A 15,975-nucleotide genomic window follows, 5' to 3' on the forward strand; every position below is an offset into this window, starting at 1 on the left:
AAGAACCGTCCCTGTGCTTCCGAGGGGTGTCACCATACCTTAAAACCTTTTTACAGCAGTTTCCTTCTTTTTTACTACCAAATTATCATCCTGTAAATCAATTACTGCATGGTCTCCGGTCTTGATTTTACCTTCGAGCATTTCTTCTGCAAGCCGGTCCTCTATCATTGTTTGAATTGCACGTCTCAAAGGCCTTGCACCATATATTTGATCGAAACCTTTGGAAGCGACAAATAATTTTGCTTTTTCTGTAACTTCAAGAGAAATAGCGTTTTGCTGAAGTCTCTTAATCAGGTTGTCAATCATAATATCTGCTATTTTTCTGACATGTTCTTCTTCAAGCGGATGGAATACAATTATTTCATCAACTCTGTTAAGAAACTCAGGTCTAAAAGTTTTTTTCAGTTCACTTGTTACATTTGCTTTCATTTCCTCATAGTCTTTCGCTCTTGTATCTCCTACAGGAGAAAAACCGAGGCGTTTGGGCTCAGTAATCAATCTGGCACCCACATTGGAAGTCATTATTAATATGGTATTCCTAAAGTCCACCGTTCTTCCTTGAGAATCTGTTAGTCTTCCGTCTTCCAATATCTGAAGTAGAATATTGAATACATCCGGATGGGCTTTCTCTATTTCATCAAACAGCACTACAGAATAAGGCTTTCTTCTTACTTTCTCAGTAAGCTGGCCTCCTTCTTCATATCCTACATATCCCGGTGGTGATCCTATAAGCCTTGAAACGGTATGCTTTTCCATATACTCAGACATATCAATTCTTATCATGGCTTTTTCGTCGCCAAACATGGCTTCTGCCAGTGCTTTGCTTAATTCTGTCTTTCCTACCCCTGTAGGCCCAAGGAAAATAAAAGATCCAACCGGGCGCTTAGGATCTTTTAATCCTACCCGTCCTCTTCTTATTGCTCTTGCTACAGCTTTAACCGCCTCGTCCTGGCCTACCACTCTTTTATGAAGAACTTCCTCCATGTTTACAAGGCGCTCAGCTTCTTCCTGTGCCAGTTTCTTTACGGGAATACCCGTCCAACTTGATACCACTTCAGCTATTTCTTCCTCAGTTACAGTGTTTGTTGTGGTCTGGTTTCTCTGACTCCAGCTATTCCTCTTTCTTTCAAGTTCCTCTCTTAGAGCCTTCTCCTGATCTCTTAATCTGGCAGCCTTTTCAAACTCCTGACATCTTACTGCTTCTTCTTTTTCCTTGCTGCATTTTTCAACCCTCTCTTCCAGGTCTTTTAAATCCGGAGGAGCTGTAAAAGATTTAAGCCTTAACCTTGAAGCTGCTTCATCAATTAAGTCAATAGCTTTATCAGGGAGAAACCTGTCTGTTATATATCTGTCTGAAAGCCTAACAGCAGCTTCAATAGCACTATCGGATATTTTTACTCTGTGGTGAGCTTCATATTTATCTCTGATTCCTTTGAGTATCTCAATAGTTTCTTCCTTTGTAGGTTCGCCTACTGTAATGGGCTGGAACCTTCTTTCCAGGGCAGCATCTTTTTCCACATGCTTTCTGTATTCATCCAGAGTAGTTGCACCTATAACCTGAATCTCTCCCCTGGCAAGCGCGGGTTTTAATATATTTGCTGCATCTATAGCTCCTTCAGCTGCTCCCGCTCCTATGATAGTATGCATTTCGTCTATAAATAATATTACATTTCCTGCTTTTCTTATCTCATCCATAGCTTTTTTAAGCCGTTCTTCAAACTCTCCCCTGTATTTGGCACCTGCCACCATTGCGGAAAGGTCAAGAGTTACCACTCTCTTGTCTTTTATAGTTTCAGGCACATTACCTTCAATAATTTTTTGGGCCAAGCCTTCTACTATTGCGGTTTTTCCTACACCTGGCTCTCCTATGAGACACGGGTTATTCTTTGTTCTTCTGCTCAATATCTGAATAACTCTCTCTATTTCTTTATCACGCCCGATAATCGGATCAAATTTGCCATCCCTGGCCATTTCAGTTAAATCTCTGCCAAACTGCATAAGAGTGGGTGTGCTTGAACTTCCCTTATATTGTCTTGATAATCCCTCTGATGCAGAAGGACCAAAGCTATTATTTAACAGCTTCATTATCTCATTTATCAGTTTCTGAGGGTCTACTCCCAGATCCATCAGAATTCTTACTGCAACACTTTCTCCTTCTCTCATTATTCCAATGAGAAGATGTTCTGTTCCGATAAAACTATGCCCTAATCTCCTGGCTTCAAGGAGACTTAATTCCAGCACCCTTTTTGTTCTTGGTGTAAAACCAAGGGGCTGTTCAACTTTCTCTGTCCCTCTTCCAATCAATTCTTCAATTTCTTTTATTATTTTTTCTTCATTTACTCCTTGACTTGCTAATACTCTTGCTGCTATTCCCGTACCTTCTTTTACAAGCCCTAGTAATAAATGTTCTGTTCCTACATAATTATGGCCTAATGCTGCTGCACTTTCCTGCGAAATATTAATAGCCCTTTCGGCCTTCTCTGTAAATCTTCCGTACATTATTCATCACTCCAATCCTGCCAGTTTATTTCTAATTATTTCTGCCCGCTTAACATCTCTTTCATCAGGGCCTAGCGCACTTCCAACACCTTTCTGCAGAATAGCCGGCTGAATTATTACCATTACCTCATTTAATGTTTTTATATCGATATTTTTAATTATTCCCAAACTCACACCCAGTCTAACATCAGAAAGAAGTTTCAGACTTTCTTCTGCTGAAATTACCCGTGCATTTGTTAAAATACCTAAAGAACGGAATACCCTGTCTTCTGTTTTAAGAGGATTTTGTTTATAAAGTTCATTTCTCACGTTTCTTTCCTGCTCAATAATCTGAGTGATAATATTTGAAATTCCGGCTATTATATCATCTTCAGTCAGACCTAAAGTAGCCTGATTTGATATTTGAAATATGTTTCCGGTAGCCTCCGAGTGCTCTCCATACAAACCTCTAACCGCCATTCCAAGTTTTCCGCAGGCTTCAAGCACATTTCTGATATATCCTGAAATGGTAAGAGCCGGAAGATGCAGCATAAATGATGCTCTCATTCCGGTACCAATGTTTGTAGGACAACATGTTAAGTACCCATACCTGTCATTGAAAGCAAAATCTATTTTTTCCTCAAGGGCTGAATCTATCATCATACATGTTTCTTTTGCCTCATTTATCTGCATACCCGGAAGCAAACTTTGAATCCTGAGGTGGTCCTCTTCATTAATCATTACACTTATAATTTCATCTTTGCTTATTATTGCACCGCAAACTGCCTGCTTTTCTGCCATTTCAGGACTTATCAGATGTTTTTCCACCAAAGTCTGTCTTTCTATAGAATTTAATTGTTGCATGTCATAAAATTTCAGGCCTTTATCAGCAAACAATTTATTATATAATAAAGCATTTTTTACTTTTTCAATAACTTCCCTGCTTTGTTCAGCTGTTATTTTTACCGGGAAAGGGTAATCCTTAATATTTCGTGCCAGCCTGACTCTGCTACTTATTACTACATCATTTTCAGGTCCTTTTTCAAGATACCAGCTTCTCATATTCCCGCCTCCTCAGTATTACATGCTGCTCTCCAGAAATTTTATCCTGTCCCTGATGCTGGCAGCTTTTTCATATTCCTCATTCTGAATTGCAATTGACAGTTGTTCTCTTAGCTTTTCTATTTCTTTAGTTTTCTCGATACCTTTCGCAAATTTCTTAGGTACCTTCCCATTATGCTTGACATTACCGTGAAGCCTGTTCATCAATGGTCTCAGATTATCTTCAAATGCCTTGTAACAATTACTGCATCCAAACTTGCCTGTTTTTTGGAATTGCTGAAAACTCAAACCACACCTCTCACAGACTGCATCCATTGGCATGGTAGAAGTAAATGGGGCATTGTTATGATATCCTAAAAGCCCCGCAAAAAACTCACCTATATTAAATGGATTTATGCTGAAACCAAAATTAACCTGGCCTTTTTCCTTCGCACATTGTTCACATAAAAAAGCTTCTACTTTTGTATTATTAATAATCTTTGTAAAATGTACCGTGGCTGCCCTTTTTTGGCAATTCTGGCAAAGCACCGATTCCTCACCCTTTCATATACTACTATATAATTCTATGCAAAATCTCATGGAAATCTATTTATAAATTCCGGGTTATATACTTATACAAGCAAGCTCATCAGCATATTCTTTAATATACCTGCCCTTAAAACGTCTCTTTCAGGGAGAGGAATATTGCCCAAAACCTTGTCACTGGTAGCTGCTTTCAGCAATAACCCTTCTCTTTCCATTAATACATTGTAGTCTATAAAATTATTAATAAATATTTCCGCTGTTTGCTGAGAAATACTGTCACCCATTGAAGTCACTATATGCATAAGGTATTTGGCTGGAGCATTATTTGAAATGTTCACCCTTCTGATTCTGATATATCCTCCTCCGCCGCGTCTGCTTTCAACATAGTATCCATTCTCAACATTAAACCTCGTATCCAAAACATAATTTATCTGAGACGGTACACAATTAAATTGATTTGCCAGTTCATTTCTCTGTATTTCCACTACACCGTCTGCGCTGGCAATAAGTTCTTTTAAAAAAGATTCAATAATATCACTTAATCTAGCCACTATCTCACCTCTTTTACCAAGTAGTATTTATATTTATAATAAAGATTACTGATTTTGACTATCTTTGACTATCAATGATATTATAAAATACTTTGCATTTTATTTCAAGAAATTTTTAGCTTTATATTTCTCTTAAATTAATATTCATTATTGTATCCACTTGGAAATCTTGTATGCAATGATACTATTTTTTATTCTTCACTATTAATTTTTTCATTTTTGCTTTTGTTGTTAAATCTGTTTTTGTTGATTTTTTTGAAAATGGTAAACGCGATTAACAGAAAAATACCTAAAAGTATTAGAACCGGAAGTATTTGAACCAGCAGGATAAGCAAATCCCCGCAGAATGAAACAACACCTCTTACGCTGTCCAGAAAACTATCACGAAGCCTTTGACCGTAAGTTCTTGGCTGTTTATTAACATTACCTGCATATGGATTTTTTTCATACATATTAATTGTTATAGTAGATAATTCTGTCAGTTCGCTAAGTTTTCTAAGATTACCTGTTAATCCTTCTATTTCATGTCTGATATCCGTCAATCTGCTTTCAGTTTTAAATATAGTGTCAGGGTCTTCCAATTTCTTTAAATATTCTTCAAGCCTTTGTTCTTCAAATCGTAAAAGTCTTAATCTTGATTCTATATCAAAATATCTTTCTGTTACATCTTCAGTTCCTATATTTTCCCCTATAACCAGTCCTATTCCTTTAATATCGTTTATAACTTTGTCAAATTTATCTTTGTCCACCCTTATAATAATAGTGCCGCTTTTTATAAGTTTAACTTCAGAATTTACATAGAATTTTTCTGTATTTATATTTGACTCTTGCACATAACCTATTCCAAGTATAAAGGTGTTGATCTGACTTTGCGCCCGGTCAAAATTTTCAACTTCAACCGTAATATTAGCTTTACGTATTATTTTTCTTTCAGCCAATATTGCGTTGCTTACCAATTGACGTACATCGCTGCCTCCTCCAGTAATAGCTGTTGCATCGTCTGCCACGGTTTTTTCTCCTGAGTTGGCAGAACCTGATACTTCTTTTGTTTCTGAGGGTTTTTCTGAAACTCCATCAAATTCTGTATTTACAACAGGTCCCTTGCTGGTTGCAGTAGCCTGAATGCCTGCTCCTTCTGATGGTGCAACAGATTTGGCAGAATCAGATTTTTTCCCTGAGGAACATCCAAAGAGTAGTGATACTGTCAGCATAAGAGAAATAAGCAGGGGAAGTAATCTTTTTTTCATTTTATATCCTCCTTGTAATAGAAAACTTATGGCATTGGAACCAATAAACCTATTGCAGTGCAATAATAGAATTTTCTGGCTATAGTGAACTTTCTTGCTATTTTTTTGTTATAAATTAAGACGTAACAGGAGGATATAAGTTCCAGCCAGTGTAAATAAGCATAAAAAAACAGCGGATAACCTTATGATCATCCGCATTAACAGTGTATCAAGTATCAACTTTTATATAATGTTAATTATAATGTTAATTAATCTTCATCCTCTTCTGTCATTTCTTTCTTAGCCTCATCAATTACCTTCTGGGCAATCATAGGAGGTACTTCCTCATATCTTTCAAACTTTTGTGTAAAATACCCTCTGCCCTGGGTCATTGATCTTAAATCATTTGCATACTTAAACATTTCTGCCATAGGTACTTCAGCAACAACTTGCTGAATTCCGTCACCCATTGGGTTCATACCTAATATTCTTCCTCTCTTCTTGTTAAGGTCGCCAATAATATCACCCATGTAATTATCAGGTATGAAAACTTCAACATGGAGTATGGGCTCAAGCAATACTGGAGATGCAGTTGGCAGTCCTTTCTTATAAGCAAGTTTGGCAGCAATTTTAAACGCCATTTCAGATGAGTCAACATCATGATAGGATCCATCAACCAAGGTTGCCTTAAGATTAACTACAGGATAACCTGCAAGTACACCTTTGGTTATAGCTTCCCTCAAACCCTTCTCGACAGCAGGGAAGTACTGTTTTGGAACGGCACCACCAAAAATCTTTTCTTCAAATGTAAGGTCTTCAGTTTCGCCAGGCTCAAATTCAATCCAAACATGGCCATACTGACCATGACCACCGGTTTGCTTTTTATGCTTTCCTTCTACCTTAACTTTCTTTCTAATAGTTTCTCTATAAGGAACTTTAGGATCAGCAAGGTTAACAGATACTCCAAATTTAGACTTTAACTTGCTGATAATAACGTCTAGATGCTGGTCACCTACTCCTGAGATAAGCAGCTGTTTAGTTTCTGAGTTCATTTCTACCTTGAATGTTGCATCTTCATCTTGCAACTTCTGCAAGCCAGCGCTGATTTTTTCTTCGTCACCCTTTGCAACTGCTTCTATTGCCAGTGTAAGAGCTGGTGCTGGGAATTTAATCTTTTCCAGAACTACCGGATTGGATTGAGCGCACAGAGTATCATTGGTATTAGTAAACTGCAGTTTTGCAACAGCCCCAATATCACCTGCAATTAGTTTATCTACAGGTATTTGTTTCTTACCTCTTAGCATAAATATCTGTGCAATCTTTTCATTCTTTTCAGTTGATGAATTATAAACTACTGAATCAGATTTCATGGTTCCAGAATAAACTCTGAACAATGTAATTTTACCTACAAAGGGGTCTGCTATAGTCTTAAATACGAGAGCAGATAAAGACTCTTCAGGATCTGTCTTTAATTCAACAGTCTCATCATTTCCTGGTTTCTTTGCCTTAATTGTGGATTTATAATCCGGAGCCGGCATATACTCAATTATTGCATCCATTAACAGCTGTACTCCGCTATTATTTATTGCGGAACCGCACAACACAGGAACGATATCTCCGTTTATAATTCCATTCCTTAATCCTTTCTTAATCTCATCTGCAGTAAATTCTTCCCCTTCAAAGAATTTTTCCATAAGTTCTTCGTCTGTTTCTGCAACTGCTTCCTTCAGGGCTTCTCTTAATTCACTTGCTCTTCCACTTAATGCGGAGGGGATATCCATATCTACAACTTTGTCTTTTTCAAATTTTTTAGCATTCATATTAACTATATCTACAACACCTGTAAATTTACCACCCTCCATAATGGGGAGCTGAAAAGCAATTACTTTATTACCATACTTTTCAACCAGTTGATTAAAGGCTTCATCAAAGTTTGCGTTTTCTTCGTCAATTTTGCTGATAAAGAACATTTTGGGAATCCCCTGTTCTTCTGCATAAGCCCAGGACTTCTCAGTTCCAACCTGGAGTCCTCCTTTTGCAGCTACAAGTATTACTGCACCTTCTGCAACCCTTACGCCTTGTTTAACTTCTCCTACAAAATCAAAGTATCCTGGTGTGTCGATTACATTAATCTTATGGTTTTTCCATTCACAGGGAGCTATTGCTGTGTTGATAGAAATTTTTCTTTTAATTTCTTCAGGATCAAAGTCAGTAGTTGTATTTCCATCTACTACTTTTCCAAACCTATCAAGCACTCCTGTATTATACAACATCGCTTCTGCAAGAGTAGTTTTACCTGCTCCTCCATGGGACATTAAACAAATGTTGCGAAGGTTTTTCATGGAATATTCTTTCATAATAATTCCCCCTATTTTATATTGTAAAATGTTAGATCCAAATTAAAAACAGCTTGCAATATTATATCACAAAAAATTCAACTGTAGAGTAATTATTTCACTTTTAAGTGATATTACTACTATTATAACCAATATAGGACAAACATTAAACTAAAACCTTAACAAAAATAATAGATAAATAAATATTAATAAAGCAAAATCACTATAACGTTATGCAATTAACTGCAGCGTTATAATATACTGAATATTAAATACCTAAATACTATTATTGAGTACAATTATTGACATTTAAACATTATCATTGTACATTAATTCTATGTAGCATGGCAATATGGTTAATAGTATTTGAAAGGACATATATGCAAAATATACTAAGTAGATCATATATGAAGAAAGGAAGTATGGAGTATGATTATTGTAATGAAACCTGATTCAAAAGAGTCTGATATAAAACAAATCACTGATCTTCTTGAATCCTTAGGTTTGGGAGTTCATTTATCAAAAGGTGTTCACAGGACAATTATAGGAGTTATTGGTGATAAAAGTCCTTTAAAAAACATTCCGCTTGAGCTAATGCCTGGTGTGGATAAGCTTGTTCCAATTATGGAGTCCTATAAACTGGTAAGCAGGACTTTTAAGCAGGAAAACACTATTATTGACATTGAAGGTGTAAAAATCGGCGGTAATGAATTGGTTATTATGGCTGGTCCCTGCGCTGTTGAAAGTAGAGATCAGATTTTTACAGCTGCAATGGCAGTTAAAAAATCCGGCGCCCAGTTTTTAAGAGGAGGCACCTTTAAGCCCAGAACTTCGCCCTACTCTTTTCAAGGGCTTGAAGAAGAAGGCTTAAAACTTTTAAAAGAAGCCGGAGAAGCAGCAGGGTTATTAACCATCAGCGAAGTAACCAGTGAAAGATCTGTAGAAATAGCGGATAAATATGTTCATATGTTTCAGATTGGTGCCCGTAATGTCCAGAACTTTCAGCTGTTGAGGGAAGTAGGCCGTTCAAAGAAGCCGGTCTTGTTTAAGCGAGGTCCCTCTGCTACTATTGAAGAATGGTTAAATGCAGCTGAATATATTGTGAGTGAAGGCAACTACAATGTAGTATTATGTGAAAGAGGCATAAGAACTTTTGAAACTGCCACCAGAAATACCCTGGATATTAGTGCTGTACCTGTAGTTAAACGGCTCAGCCACCTTCCCATAATTGTTGATCCCAGTCATGCGGCTGGCAAGCACCAGTATATTGCTCCTCTTTCAAAAGCAGCGGTTGCTGCAGGTGCCGATGGTTTGATAATAGAAGTTCATCCAAATCCGAGATGCGCCCTTTCTGATGCTGCTCAACAACTAACTCCTGAGGATTTTGATTCCTTGTGCAGGAATATAGAAAAAATTGCAGAGATAGTAGGCAGGGAATTTAAGTATCCTGAGCAGGTATAACAAATAAAACAATATTTTATGAAGCTATAGAGGTATAAAAATGTACAAAAACATTAAAATAACCATTATTGGTTTAGGGTTGATAGGAGGCTCTCTGGCAAAAGCACTTCATGAACGTGCAGGCATAACATGTATATATGCCGTTGATCATGATGAAGAAACATTAAGAAATGCCAAAAATGACGGTATTATTATGCATGGCAGCACTACCGTGGATAGGTATGTACATGACTCTGATATTATTTTTATTTGTACTCCGGTAAAATTCACCAAAGATTTATTAGTACTGTTGAATGGTACAGTGAACCAGGAGTGCATTATTACTGATGTAGGTAGTATAAAAGGAGAAATAATTAATTTTGCTGATAGCCTCCTAGGACTAAATAATTTCATAGGAGGGCATCCCATGGCAGGTAGTGAGAAAGCAGGTTACGAAGCAAGTTACTCTCACTTGTTCGAAAATGCCTATTATATCCTATGCCCTGGTAAAAAGACTTTGGAAAGGTCAATAAAATTCCTTTCTGATCTTTTAAAAGTAATAGGAGCCATACCCGTTATATTGGATGCCCGGGAACACGATTCGATTGTTGCAAGTATCAGTCATGTGCCTCATATAATTGCTTCTGCGCTGGTCAACCTGGTAAGAGAAACAGATACTTCCGAAGGTAAAGCACGAATGCTAGCCGCAGGAGGATTCCGGGATATTACAAGGATTGCTTCTTCAAACCCGGAGATGTGGGAAGGTGTGATTCTCGGTAATGCCACTGAAACAAAACGCATATTAAATTACTATATAAAAATACTTAACAACATTAAAGAAAGTATAGAAAAAAGAGATTCAAAAGCTATTTTAAATTTTTTTGAATCTGCGAGAAAATATCGTGATTCACTCCCTGACAACAAAAAAGGGCTTATAGAACCCAATTTCGAAATAGTTATAGATGTAGTGGACAAACCCGGTATTATTGGTGAAATAACTTCTATCCTAGGGCATAATAATATTAACATTAAAAATATTAATGTATCTAATAGCAGAGAATTTGAACAAGGTTGCCTGAGAATCAGTTTCCCTGATAATACTAGCAAGGAAAATGCATTTAATCTCCTTACCGGTATTGGATACAGGGTATTTAAAAATAGTTGACAATAGTTGACCAAAACATGTTAATGTTAATGCAGCTTGTTTATCAGCTTATTTTTCAGCTTGTTTATCTTTCTTTTGTGCATTTCTTCTTTCATTAAGTTTATATCCTAGTACTGCAAGGCTATCACTCAAGTGGACATTTTCAATAATTACATCATATGGAAGCCTCAAATCCATGGGAGAGAAATTCCAAAGTCCTTTTACTCCAAGACGGGCAACTCTATCGGCTACTGCAGGTGTTTCATCATATGGTACAGTTAAAATTGCTATATCAACATGATTTTCTGAAATGAAATTTTCTAATTCATTCATATGTGATATTTTAATTCCTCTTATTTTTTGCCCTACAAGTTTTGGGTCAATATCAAAGATGCCTATTAAGTTAAAGCCTCTTTTTTCAAAATTACCGTAATTGGCAAGAGCATGTCCCATATTACCTGCGCCAATAATAATTGTTGTAAACTTGTGGTCAATACCTAATATTTTGCCTATTTCCTCATAAAGTGCTTGTACATTATATCCATAACCCTGCTGGCCAAACCCTCCAAAGCAGTTTAGATCCTGGCGTATCTGAGATGCGGTAATACCCATTCTTTCGCTAAGTTCTTTAGATGATATTCTGGTAATGTTCTGCTGAAGCAAGTCTGATAAATACCTATAATACCTTGGCAAACGTCTGATAACCGCAATTGAAATTCTCTTTTTCGAATCCATTTGATCCTCCCAATAAATAAAAAATATTTAGAATAATAATAAATTAAAATATTAAGAATAACCCGTAATAATAATATACAATAATACCATTTGCTTACAACAAAACAATAACATATTGTTATTTTTTTGTCAATTGTAAGCGTGTATTTTTTTGACTTTCAAGTTACTCTTTATATTTTGAACTTTATTATTCTTTAAGCAATATTATTCTCTTTATATTATTTCCATATTTTTGATTTATTAGGAGTCACTTGTCATTAAAATATTCCTTAATGCCTTCAGCAATTGCAGAAGCTAGTTTTTTCTGATACTCTTCAGTACCAAGTTTTTTCTCTTCATCAGGATTAGATAAGAAGCCACACTCCACTATAACAGTAGGAGTCTTGAGGTCCCGTAAAATTATAATCGGTGTTTCATTTGGTTTTCCTCTTGTCATTGCCACCCTTTTATTATTTGGGTCTACTTTTTCTCTTAACTTGTTTTGTATAGCAATAGCAAGTTTTTGGCTTTCAGGAGAGTTATGAGGATAAAATGTCTGTGCACCATAATATTTGGTCTCCGGAAATTTATTTAAATGAATACTAACCACAATATCTGCTCCTGCTTCATCCATCATTTTCTTTCTTCTGAGTAAATCTTGCCTTCTTTTCTGGATTATGTTTGTGGTTTCAGGACTATACTGCAATACATCTTCTTCTCTGGTCATCAAAGTTGAGTAGCCTAGTTCTTCAAGACAATCCTTTAAATAAAATGCAATTTTAAGATTAATGTCTTTTTCTTTAATCCCACTATATGAGCTTACAGCTCCCGGATCTTCTCCACCGTGTCCGGCGTCAATAAGTATCAGTCTCTTTGTACCTGTTACGTCTGTATCAGCCTCTCCTTCTGGAATAGCAGATGCTGGCTCAAATTCATTGATATTAAGTCCGTAAAATGCCAAAAGCAACACAAAAATCAAAGTAAATAACAAAACATTACGTTTCCTTAATATAATAATCATATCACACCATCCCATACCTGAATAATTCAATACTAAAATATTCAGGTAGGGTTGGCTATATTCATGTAGCAGGCATAAATTGCTTTAAATCTTGAATCTCCCCTCCAAGTTCTTCAATAGCCCATAAAAAATCTAAAAAGGAGTTTCTGTCCAACTTTGTATAATTCTTCAGGACGTATCCTCTTAATGCAGGTATTGCCCTTCCATCTCCGTAACCCGCAAGGCATAAAGCTCCCATTACTTTGTTTTCCATCCTGCGAAATGAGTCTTTCAAACATTTATATATGAAATCAGATCTATGATACCTTCCTACCTCTGACAGTGCCATAATAAGATATTCCTGCCTGACACCGATCTGAGGGGCAGTATTAATTGAATTGAATATGGGCATTAATGCTTTTTCTCCTATATCAACCAGTGCCTGTTTTATGCTTTCCAAAAAAAGCTCATTGTCCTCATCTATTTCCATAAGCAGGTCAATAAAAACAGGGACTGCCCTTTCTTCCTTCCAGAGGCTTAAAATTTTTATAGCCATTAATGGTATGGCATAGTTTTCATCCATATCTGAAATAAAGTCTTTATTAACTGCAAGTTCAAACAACCTTTCAACTGCTTCCTGGCCATAACCTTTTAGAGCATCAATAAAAACATCCGGAAGTACATCAACGCATATTTTTGAGCCAATTTTAAACACTTCAATAAAATTATCCAATCCTTTAATATTTTGGAAAAATTGCAAAGGTGTAATACCTCCTAGGCTGTCAATGGGCATGGTAACCCAACTCTGAAGTTGTTCATTTACATATGCCAGCAGTTCATGTTCTTTATACACAAATTCCTTACCATTAAGAGTCTTTTTTTCTATTTCCTTCATATAATTTTCATAACAATAACCTGCAAATTCATTATAACTATTAAAAACTTCTTCAGCTTCCAGGTGCATTTTATCCTCCGTATCTCAATTTATATTACATTTTTTTATTTCATTATTATTTTTAACTCTTAAATTTTTATATTACAAATTAGTTATTGCTCTTTATTATTGCTTTTCTTTTTCTTCTTACTTTTCTGAGCAGGTTCATTTAGCGAAGGATTCCAGGGACTTTTCTTAAACGTACTTGTCTGCTGTATTTCAGTCCCTTTGGGTTTTATATGATCTCTAAATTTAAATCCATAATATCCTGCAATATATGATAGCATCGTAATAACCGGTACAACAAGCGAGGCCGCTATATAAGATATTATTGACTTATTGCCTATTCTAAGCACAAAAAATACCGGTCCTAATATCACATCCAGAACAAGCTCTTTAATTCTGGTAAAAATTTCATCGTCAAATTTAATAAATGGAAATATTATTTCTAAAAGTATTATGGGTAAGAATCCTATAATCCCATAGACCAGGCCTTTCAAGGGATAGGTTTTTATATTGTACTGAGGTCTTTTTTCCTTCTTTGCAAGCCTGGTAAAATCAGAGTAAATAATAGCAAACAGCAGCAAAAACATGATAAATGAATAGTAATGAAGCCAATTTACAAAGTTCTCCCCAGCGACTACAATAAAAGTATATAAAAATACAACAAAAAAAATTAAAGCTATTACATAATTACTTAATACCTTTAAACCACCCTTAATATATTCCTTCATTTAACAACCTCCTGGCCTTAAGAACTAGGCTTTTTTACAATTAGCTGAACATGTATTGCACTTATATAAATTATACAATAAACCGGGAGCATACCTCAACATTAATTCAGAAGCATAGGGACGGTTCCCAGAAGCAAGGGGACGGTTCTCCTGCTTCCCACCGCTCCATCATTTTAAAATAACTGTTTCTTCACTTTCCAGGGACATTTTGGAAGCAGAAGAACCGTCCCTGTGCTTCCTAATACTGCCTATCCCACTTCGGTTCTATATCCGCGGCAAGTGTTTCTGAAACATATACATCAGTTCTAAGTGTCTGGAGGATAGATGAGGGAACTTTAGGAGTAACCGGGCCATGCAGCACAAGCCTTGATGCCATCCTCTGCCATGTAACAAATGTACCGGCTGTAGTTATTCCGTGAAATTCTATACGGTGTTTTGCACCAATTACATCAGCAGGCCCTATTGTTGCCCCTTTTGTTGGTACATTAGCTACATCCCCACTCATTCCGAAACTTCCATGCAAGGATTGCTGGGCTATTGAAAGTGGATGGAGTGTTACAACTCTTGCAGTACGGGTTTTCCATTCCTCAAGGGGAGCATCAATCTCAGGAGCATCTGGATCAATAAAGGCAATATGTCCTGACCAGCCAGGACCGCTATAACACACATCAGCTCCTCCCATGTCCGCTATCATTTTACTGTAATCATTAATATTCTCATTAGTAGGTCCGAAAACGTTCTCTAAAGGCATTCTTAATTCAGGGTCAATCTGGGAATAAAAGAATCTCTTGTATGCCCTCATTAAACTTTGGGGATATGTTTCAGGAGCAATATTCCCATCCTGGTCTGCCCATTCGTCCATATTAAAAGTATAAACATGGCTGCAATTTATTCGGAATCTGTTAATAAGAGATGCGACTCTTGCATAGCAAGGAGCAGGATTTGGAGTTATAAATACAATTTTTTTGCCTTCCTGAGCACTTTTCCATATCCTATAAAACATGTCTTCAACCCATATCCATTCTATCTGGTCATCAGGAACAACCTTGATTTTAAAATCTGGATTGGGATGCTTTTCAATATCTGCCCTCTTTATATTCCTGACCCTTTCAAGCTCAGCCATATCTCTAAAAGGAATCCAGTCAGCCGGTTTTGGCGCGAACGTACTCATTTCTGCTACCTCCCTATAATTGATTTATTATTGCATGTATTTTTATTAATATTACCCGGTACTACAGCTTTGATAAGTCATATCATTATTGAATAACGCTAGCTCTGTTAAACGCTGGTAACTGCTTGTGATTTTAGAAATAATATAAAAAATACCTAGTTTATATATATAAAAACATTCTTCATCTCTATTATTCTATCAACACTGCTGTGCCAGAAGCAGTTACCATTAGCATATTTCCACCCTGGCCCAATACTTCATAATCAATATCTACTCCCACTACGGCATTGGCACCCAAGGCAGAAGCCCTGCTTACCATTTCTCTTATGGCAGATTCCCTTGCTTCAATAAGTTCTCCTTCATAAGACCTGGAACGGCCTCCGAAAAAATTAGTAAGCCCGGCAGCAAAATCCTTAATGAAATCAACTCCTGAAATAACTTCACCAAACACTATTCCTTTGTACTCAATAATCCTTCTTCCCTCAACACTTGGTGTTGTAGTAATAATCATTAGAATCCCTCCAATTAATTTTATACGTTCTGTTAAGTTAAATGAAAATTGAAAGCCCCGGACTCCTTGGGGTATAATAGTTTCACCACAAAACTCTATTACTCCAAAAAGGAGGCCGAGGCCTGTGACTATTATACCAAAAATTAAAT

The 15,975-nt window shown here is 36.4% G+C and carries 14 protein-coding genes; 2 read left to right on the forward strand and 12 right to left on the reverse strand.

The features are described 5' to 3' along the window. Positions 1-39 precede the first annotated feature (39 nt). The 6 genes from GXX20_06430 to fusA all read right to left on the reverse strand — a co-directional run bounded on the left by GXX20_06430 (position 40) and on the right by fusA (position 8,199). Positions 40-2,499 (reverse strand): ATP-dependent Clp protease ATP-binding subunit, encoded by a 2,460-nt coding sequence (locus tag GXX20_06430; protein HHW31296.1) that lies wholly within the window; start codon positions 2,497-2,499, stop codon positions 40-42. A gap of 6 nt (positions 2,500-2,505) precedes the next feature. After that, positions 2,506-3,540 (reverse strand): protein arginine kinase, encoded by a 1,035-nt coding sequence (locus GXX20_06435; GenBank protein HHW31297.1) that lies wholly within the window; start codon positions 3,538-3,540, stop codon positions 2,506-2,508. An 18-nt stretch (positions 3,541-3,558) separates the two neighbouring features. Next, positions 3,559-4,068, reverse strand: a complete 510-nt coding sequence (locus GXX20_06440) for a hypothetical protein (GenBank protein ID HHW31298.1) — start codon at positions 4,066-4,068, stop codon at positions 3,559-3,561. An 83-nt stretch (positions 4,069-4,151) separates the two neighbouring features. Next, on the reverse strand, positions 4,152-4,616 hold the full coding sequence (locus GXX20_06445) for a CtsR family transcriptional regulator (GenBank protein HHW31299.1): 465 nt from the start codon (positions 4,614-4,616) through the stop codon (positions 4,152-4,154). Positions 4,617-4,807: 191 nt separating this feature from the next. Further along, positions 4,808-5,863, reverse strand: coding sequence for a DUF4349 domain-containing protein (locus GXX20_06450; protein HHW31300.1), 1,056 nt, complete (start codon positions 5,861-5,863; stop codon positions 4,808-4,810). 248 nt (positions 5,864-6,111) lie between these two features. Continuing rightward, positions 6,112-8,199, reverse strand: a complete 2,088-nt coding sequence (gene fusA, locus GXX20_06455; protein HHW31301.1) for an elongation factor G — start codon at positions 8,197-8,199, stop codon at positions 6,112-6,114. Between the two features lie 408 nt (positions 8,200-8,607). On the opposite strand from fusA, the gene aroF reads away from it, so the two are divergent. Both aroF and GXX20_06465 read left to right on the forward strand, forming a co-directional pair. Further along, positions 8,608-9,639 (forward strand): 3-deoxy-7-phosphoheptulonate synthase, encoded by a 1,032-nt coding sequence (aroF, locus tag GXX20_06460; protein HHW31302.1) that lies wholly within the window; start codon positions 8,608-8,610, stop codon positions 9,637-9,639. A gap of 40 nt (positions 9,640-9,679) precedes the next feature. Beyond that, positions 9,680-10,783 carry a prephenate dehydrogenase gene (locus GXX20_06465; GenBank protein HHW31303.1) on the forward strand — a complete coding sequence of 368 codons (1,104 nt, stop codon included), beginning with the start codon at positions 9,680-9,682 and terminating at the stop codon, positions 10,781-10,783. A 48-nt stretch (positions 10,784-10,831) separates the two neighbouring features. On the opposite strand, the gene GXX20_06470 is transcribed toward GXX20_06465, so the two are convergent. From GXX20_06470 to GXX20_06495, 6 genes are all read right to left on the reverse strand, one after another. Further along, positions 10,832-11,497, reverse strand: coding sequence for a redox-sensing transcriptional repressor Rex (locus GXX20_06470; GenBank protein ID HHW31304.1), 666 nt, complete (start codon positions 11,495-11,497; stop codon positions 10,832-10,834). 247 nt (positions 11,498-11,744) lie between these two features. Further along, positions 11,745-12,497, reverse strand: coding sequence for an N-acetylmuramoyl-L-alanine amidase CwlD (cwlD, locus tag GXX20_06475; protein HHW31305.1), 753 nt, complete (start codon positions 12,495-12,497; stop codon positions 11,745-11,747). Between the two features lie 61 nt (positions 12,498-12,558). Beyond that, positions 12,559-13,440: a HEAT repeat domain-containing protein gene (locus tag GXX20_06480; protein ID HHW31306.1), complete on the reverse strand. Its 882-nt coding sequence runs from the start codon at positions 13,438-13,440 to the stop codon at positions 12,559-12,561. Positions 13,441-13,523: 83 nt separating this feature from the next. Continuing rightward, positions 13,524-14,144 (reverse strand): hypothetical protein, encoded by a 621-nt coding sequence (locus tag GXX20_06485; protein HHW31307.1) that lies wholly within the window; start codon positions 14,142-14,144, stop codon positions 13,524-13,526. A 238-nt stretch (positions 14,145-14,382) separates the two neighbouring features. Further along, complete coding sequence (locus GXX20_06490) at positions 14,383-15,315, reverse strand: hypothetical protein (protein ID HHW31308.1); 933 nt, start codon at positions 15,313-15,315, stop codon at positions 14,383-14,385. A 190-nt stretch (positions 15,316-15,505) separates the two neighbouring features. Then, positions 15,506-15,826 (reverse strand): putative heavy metal-binding protein, encoded by a 321-nt coding sequence (locus GXX20_06495; protein ID HHW31309.1) that lies wholly within the window; start codon positions 15,824-15,826, stop codon positions 15,506-15,508. Positions 15,827-15,975: the final 149 nt, after the last annotated feature.

Source organism: Clostridiaceae bacterium (assembly GCA_012840395.1).
Taxonomy (GTDB): Bacteria; Bacillota; Clostridia; order Acetivibrionales; family DULL01; genus DULL01.

Bases quoted from the DNA above. Each gene is read 5' to 3' on its own strand.
- GXX20_06485 (HHW31307.1), bottom strand. From the start codon at position 14,144: ATGAAGGAATATATTAAGGGTGGTTTAAAGGTATTAAGTAATTATGTA.
- GXX20_06470 (HHW31304.1), bottom strand. From the start codon at position 11,497: ATGGATTCGAAAAAGAGAATTTCAATTGCGGTTATCAGACGTTTGCCA.
- GXX20_06465 (HHW31303.1), top strand. From the start codon at position 9,680: ATGTACAAAAACATTAAAATAACCATTATTGGTTTAGGGTTGATAGGA.
- aroF (HHW31302.1), top strand. From the start codon at position 8,608: ATGATTATTGTAATGAAACCTGATTCAAAAGAGTCTGATATAAAACAA.
- cwlD (HHW31305.1), bottom strand. From the start codon at position 12,497: ATGATTATTATATTAAGGAAACGTAATGTTTTGTTATTTACTTTGATT.
- GXX20_06430 (HHW31296.1), bottom strand. From the start codon at position 2,499: ATGTACGGAAGATTTACAGAGAAGGCCGAAAGGGCTATTAATATTTCG.
- GXX20_06495 (HHW31309.1), bottom strand. From the start codon at position 15,826: ATGATTATTACTACAACACCAAGTGTTGAGGGAAGAAGGATTATTGAG.
- GXX20_06480 (HHW31306.1), bottom strand. From the start codon at position 13,440: ATGCACCTGGAAGCTGAAGAAGTTTTTAATAGTTATAATGAATTTGCA.
- GXX20_06450 (HHW31300.1), bottom strand. From the start codon at position 5,863: ATGAAAAAAAGATTACTTCCCCTGCTTATTTCTCTTATGCTGACAGTA.
- GXX20_06490 (HHW31308.1), bottom strand. From the start codon at position 15,315: ATGAGTACGTTCGCGCCAAAACCGGCTGACTGGATTCCTTTTAGAGAT.
- fusA (HHW31301.1), bottom strand. From the start codon at position 8,199: ATGAAAGAATATTCCATGAAAAACCTTCGCAACATTTGTTTAATGTCC.
- GXX20_06435 (HHW31297.1), bottom strand. From the start codon at position 3,540: ATGAGAAGCTGGTATCTTGAAAAAGGACCTGAAAATGATGTAGTAATA.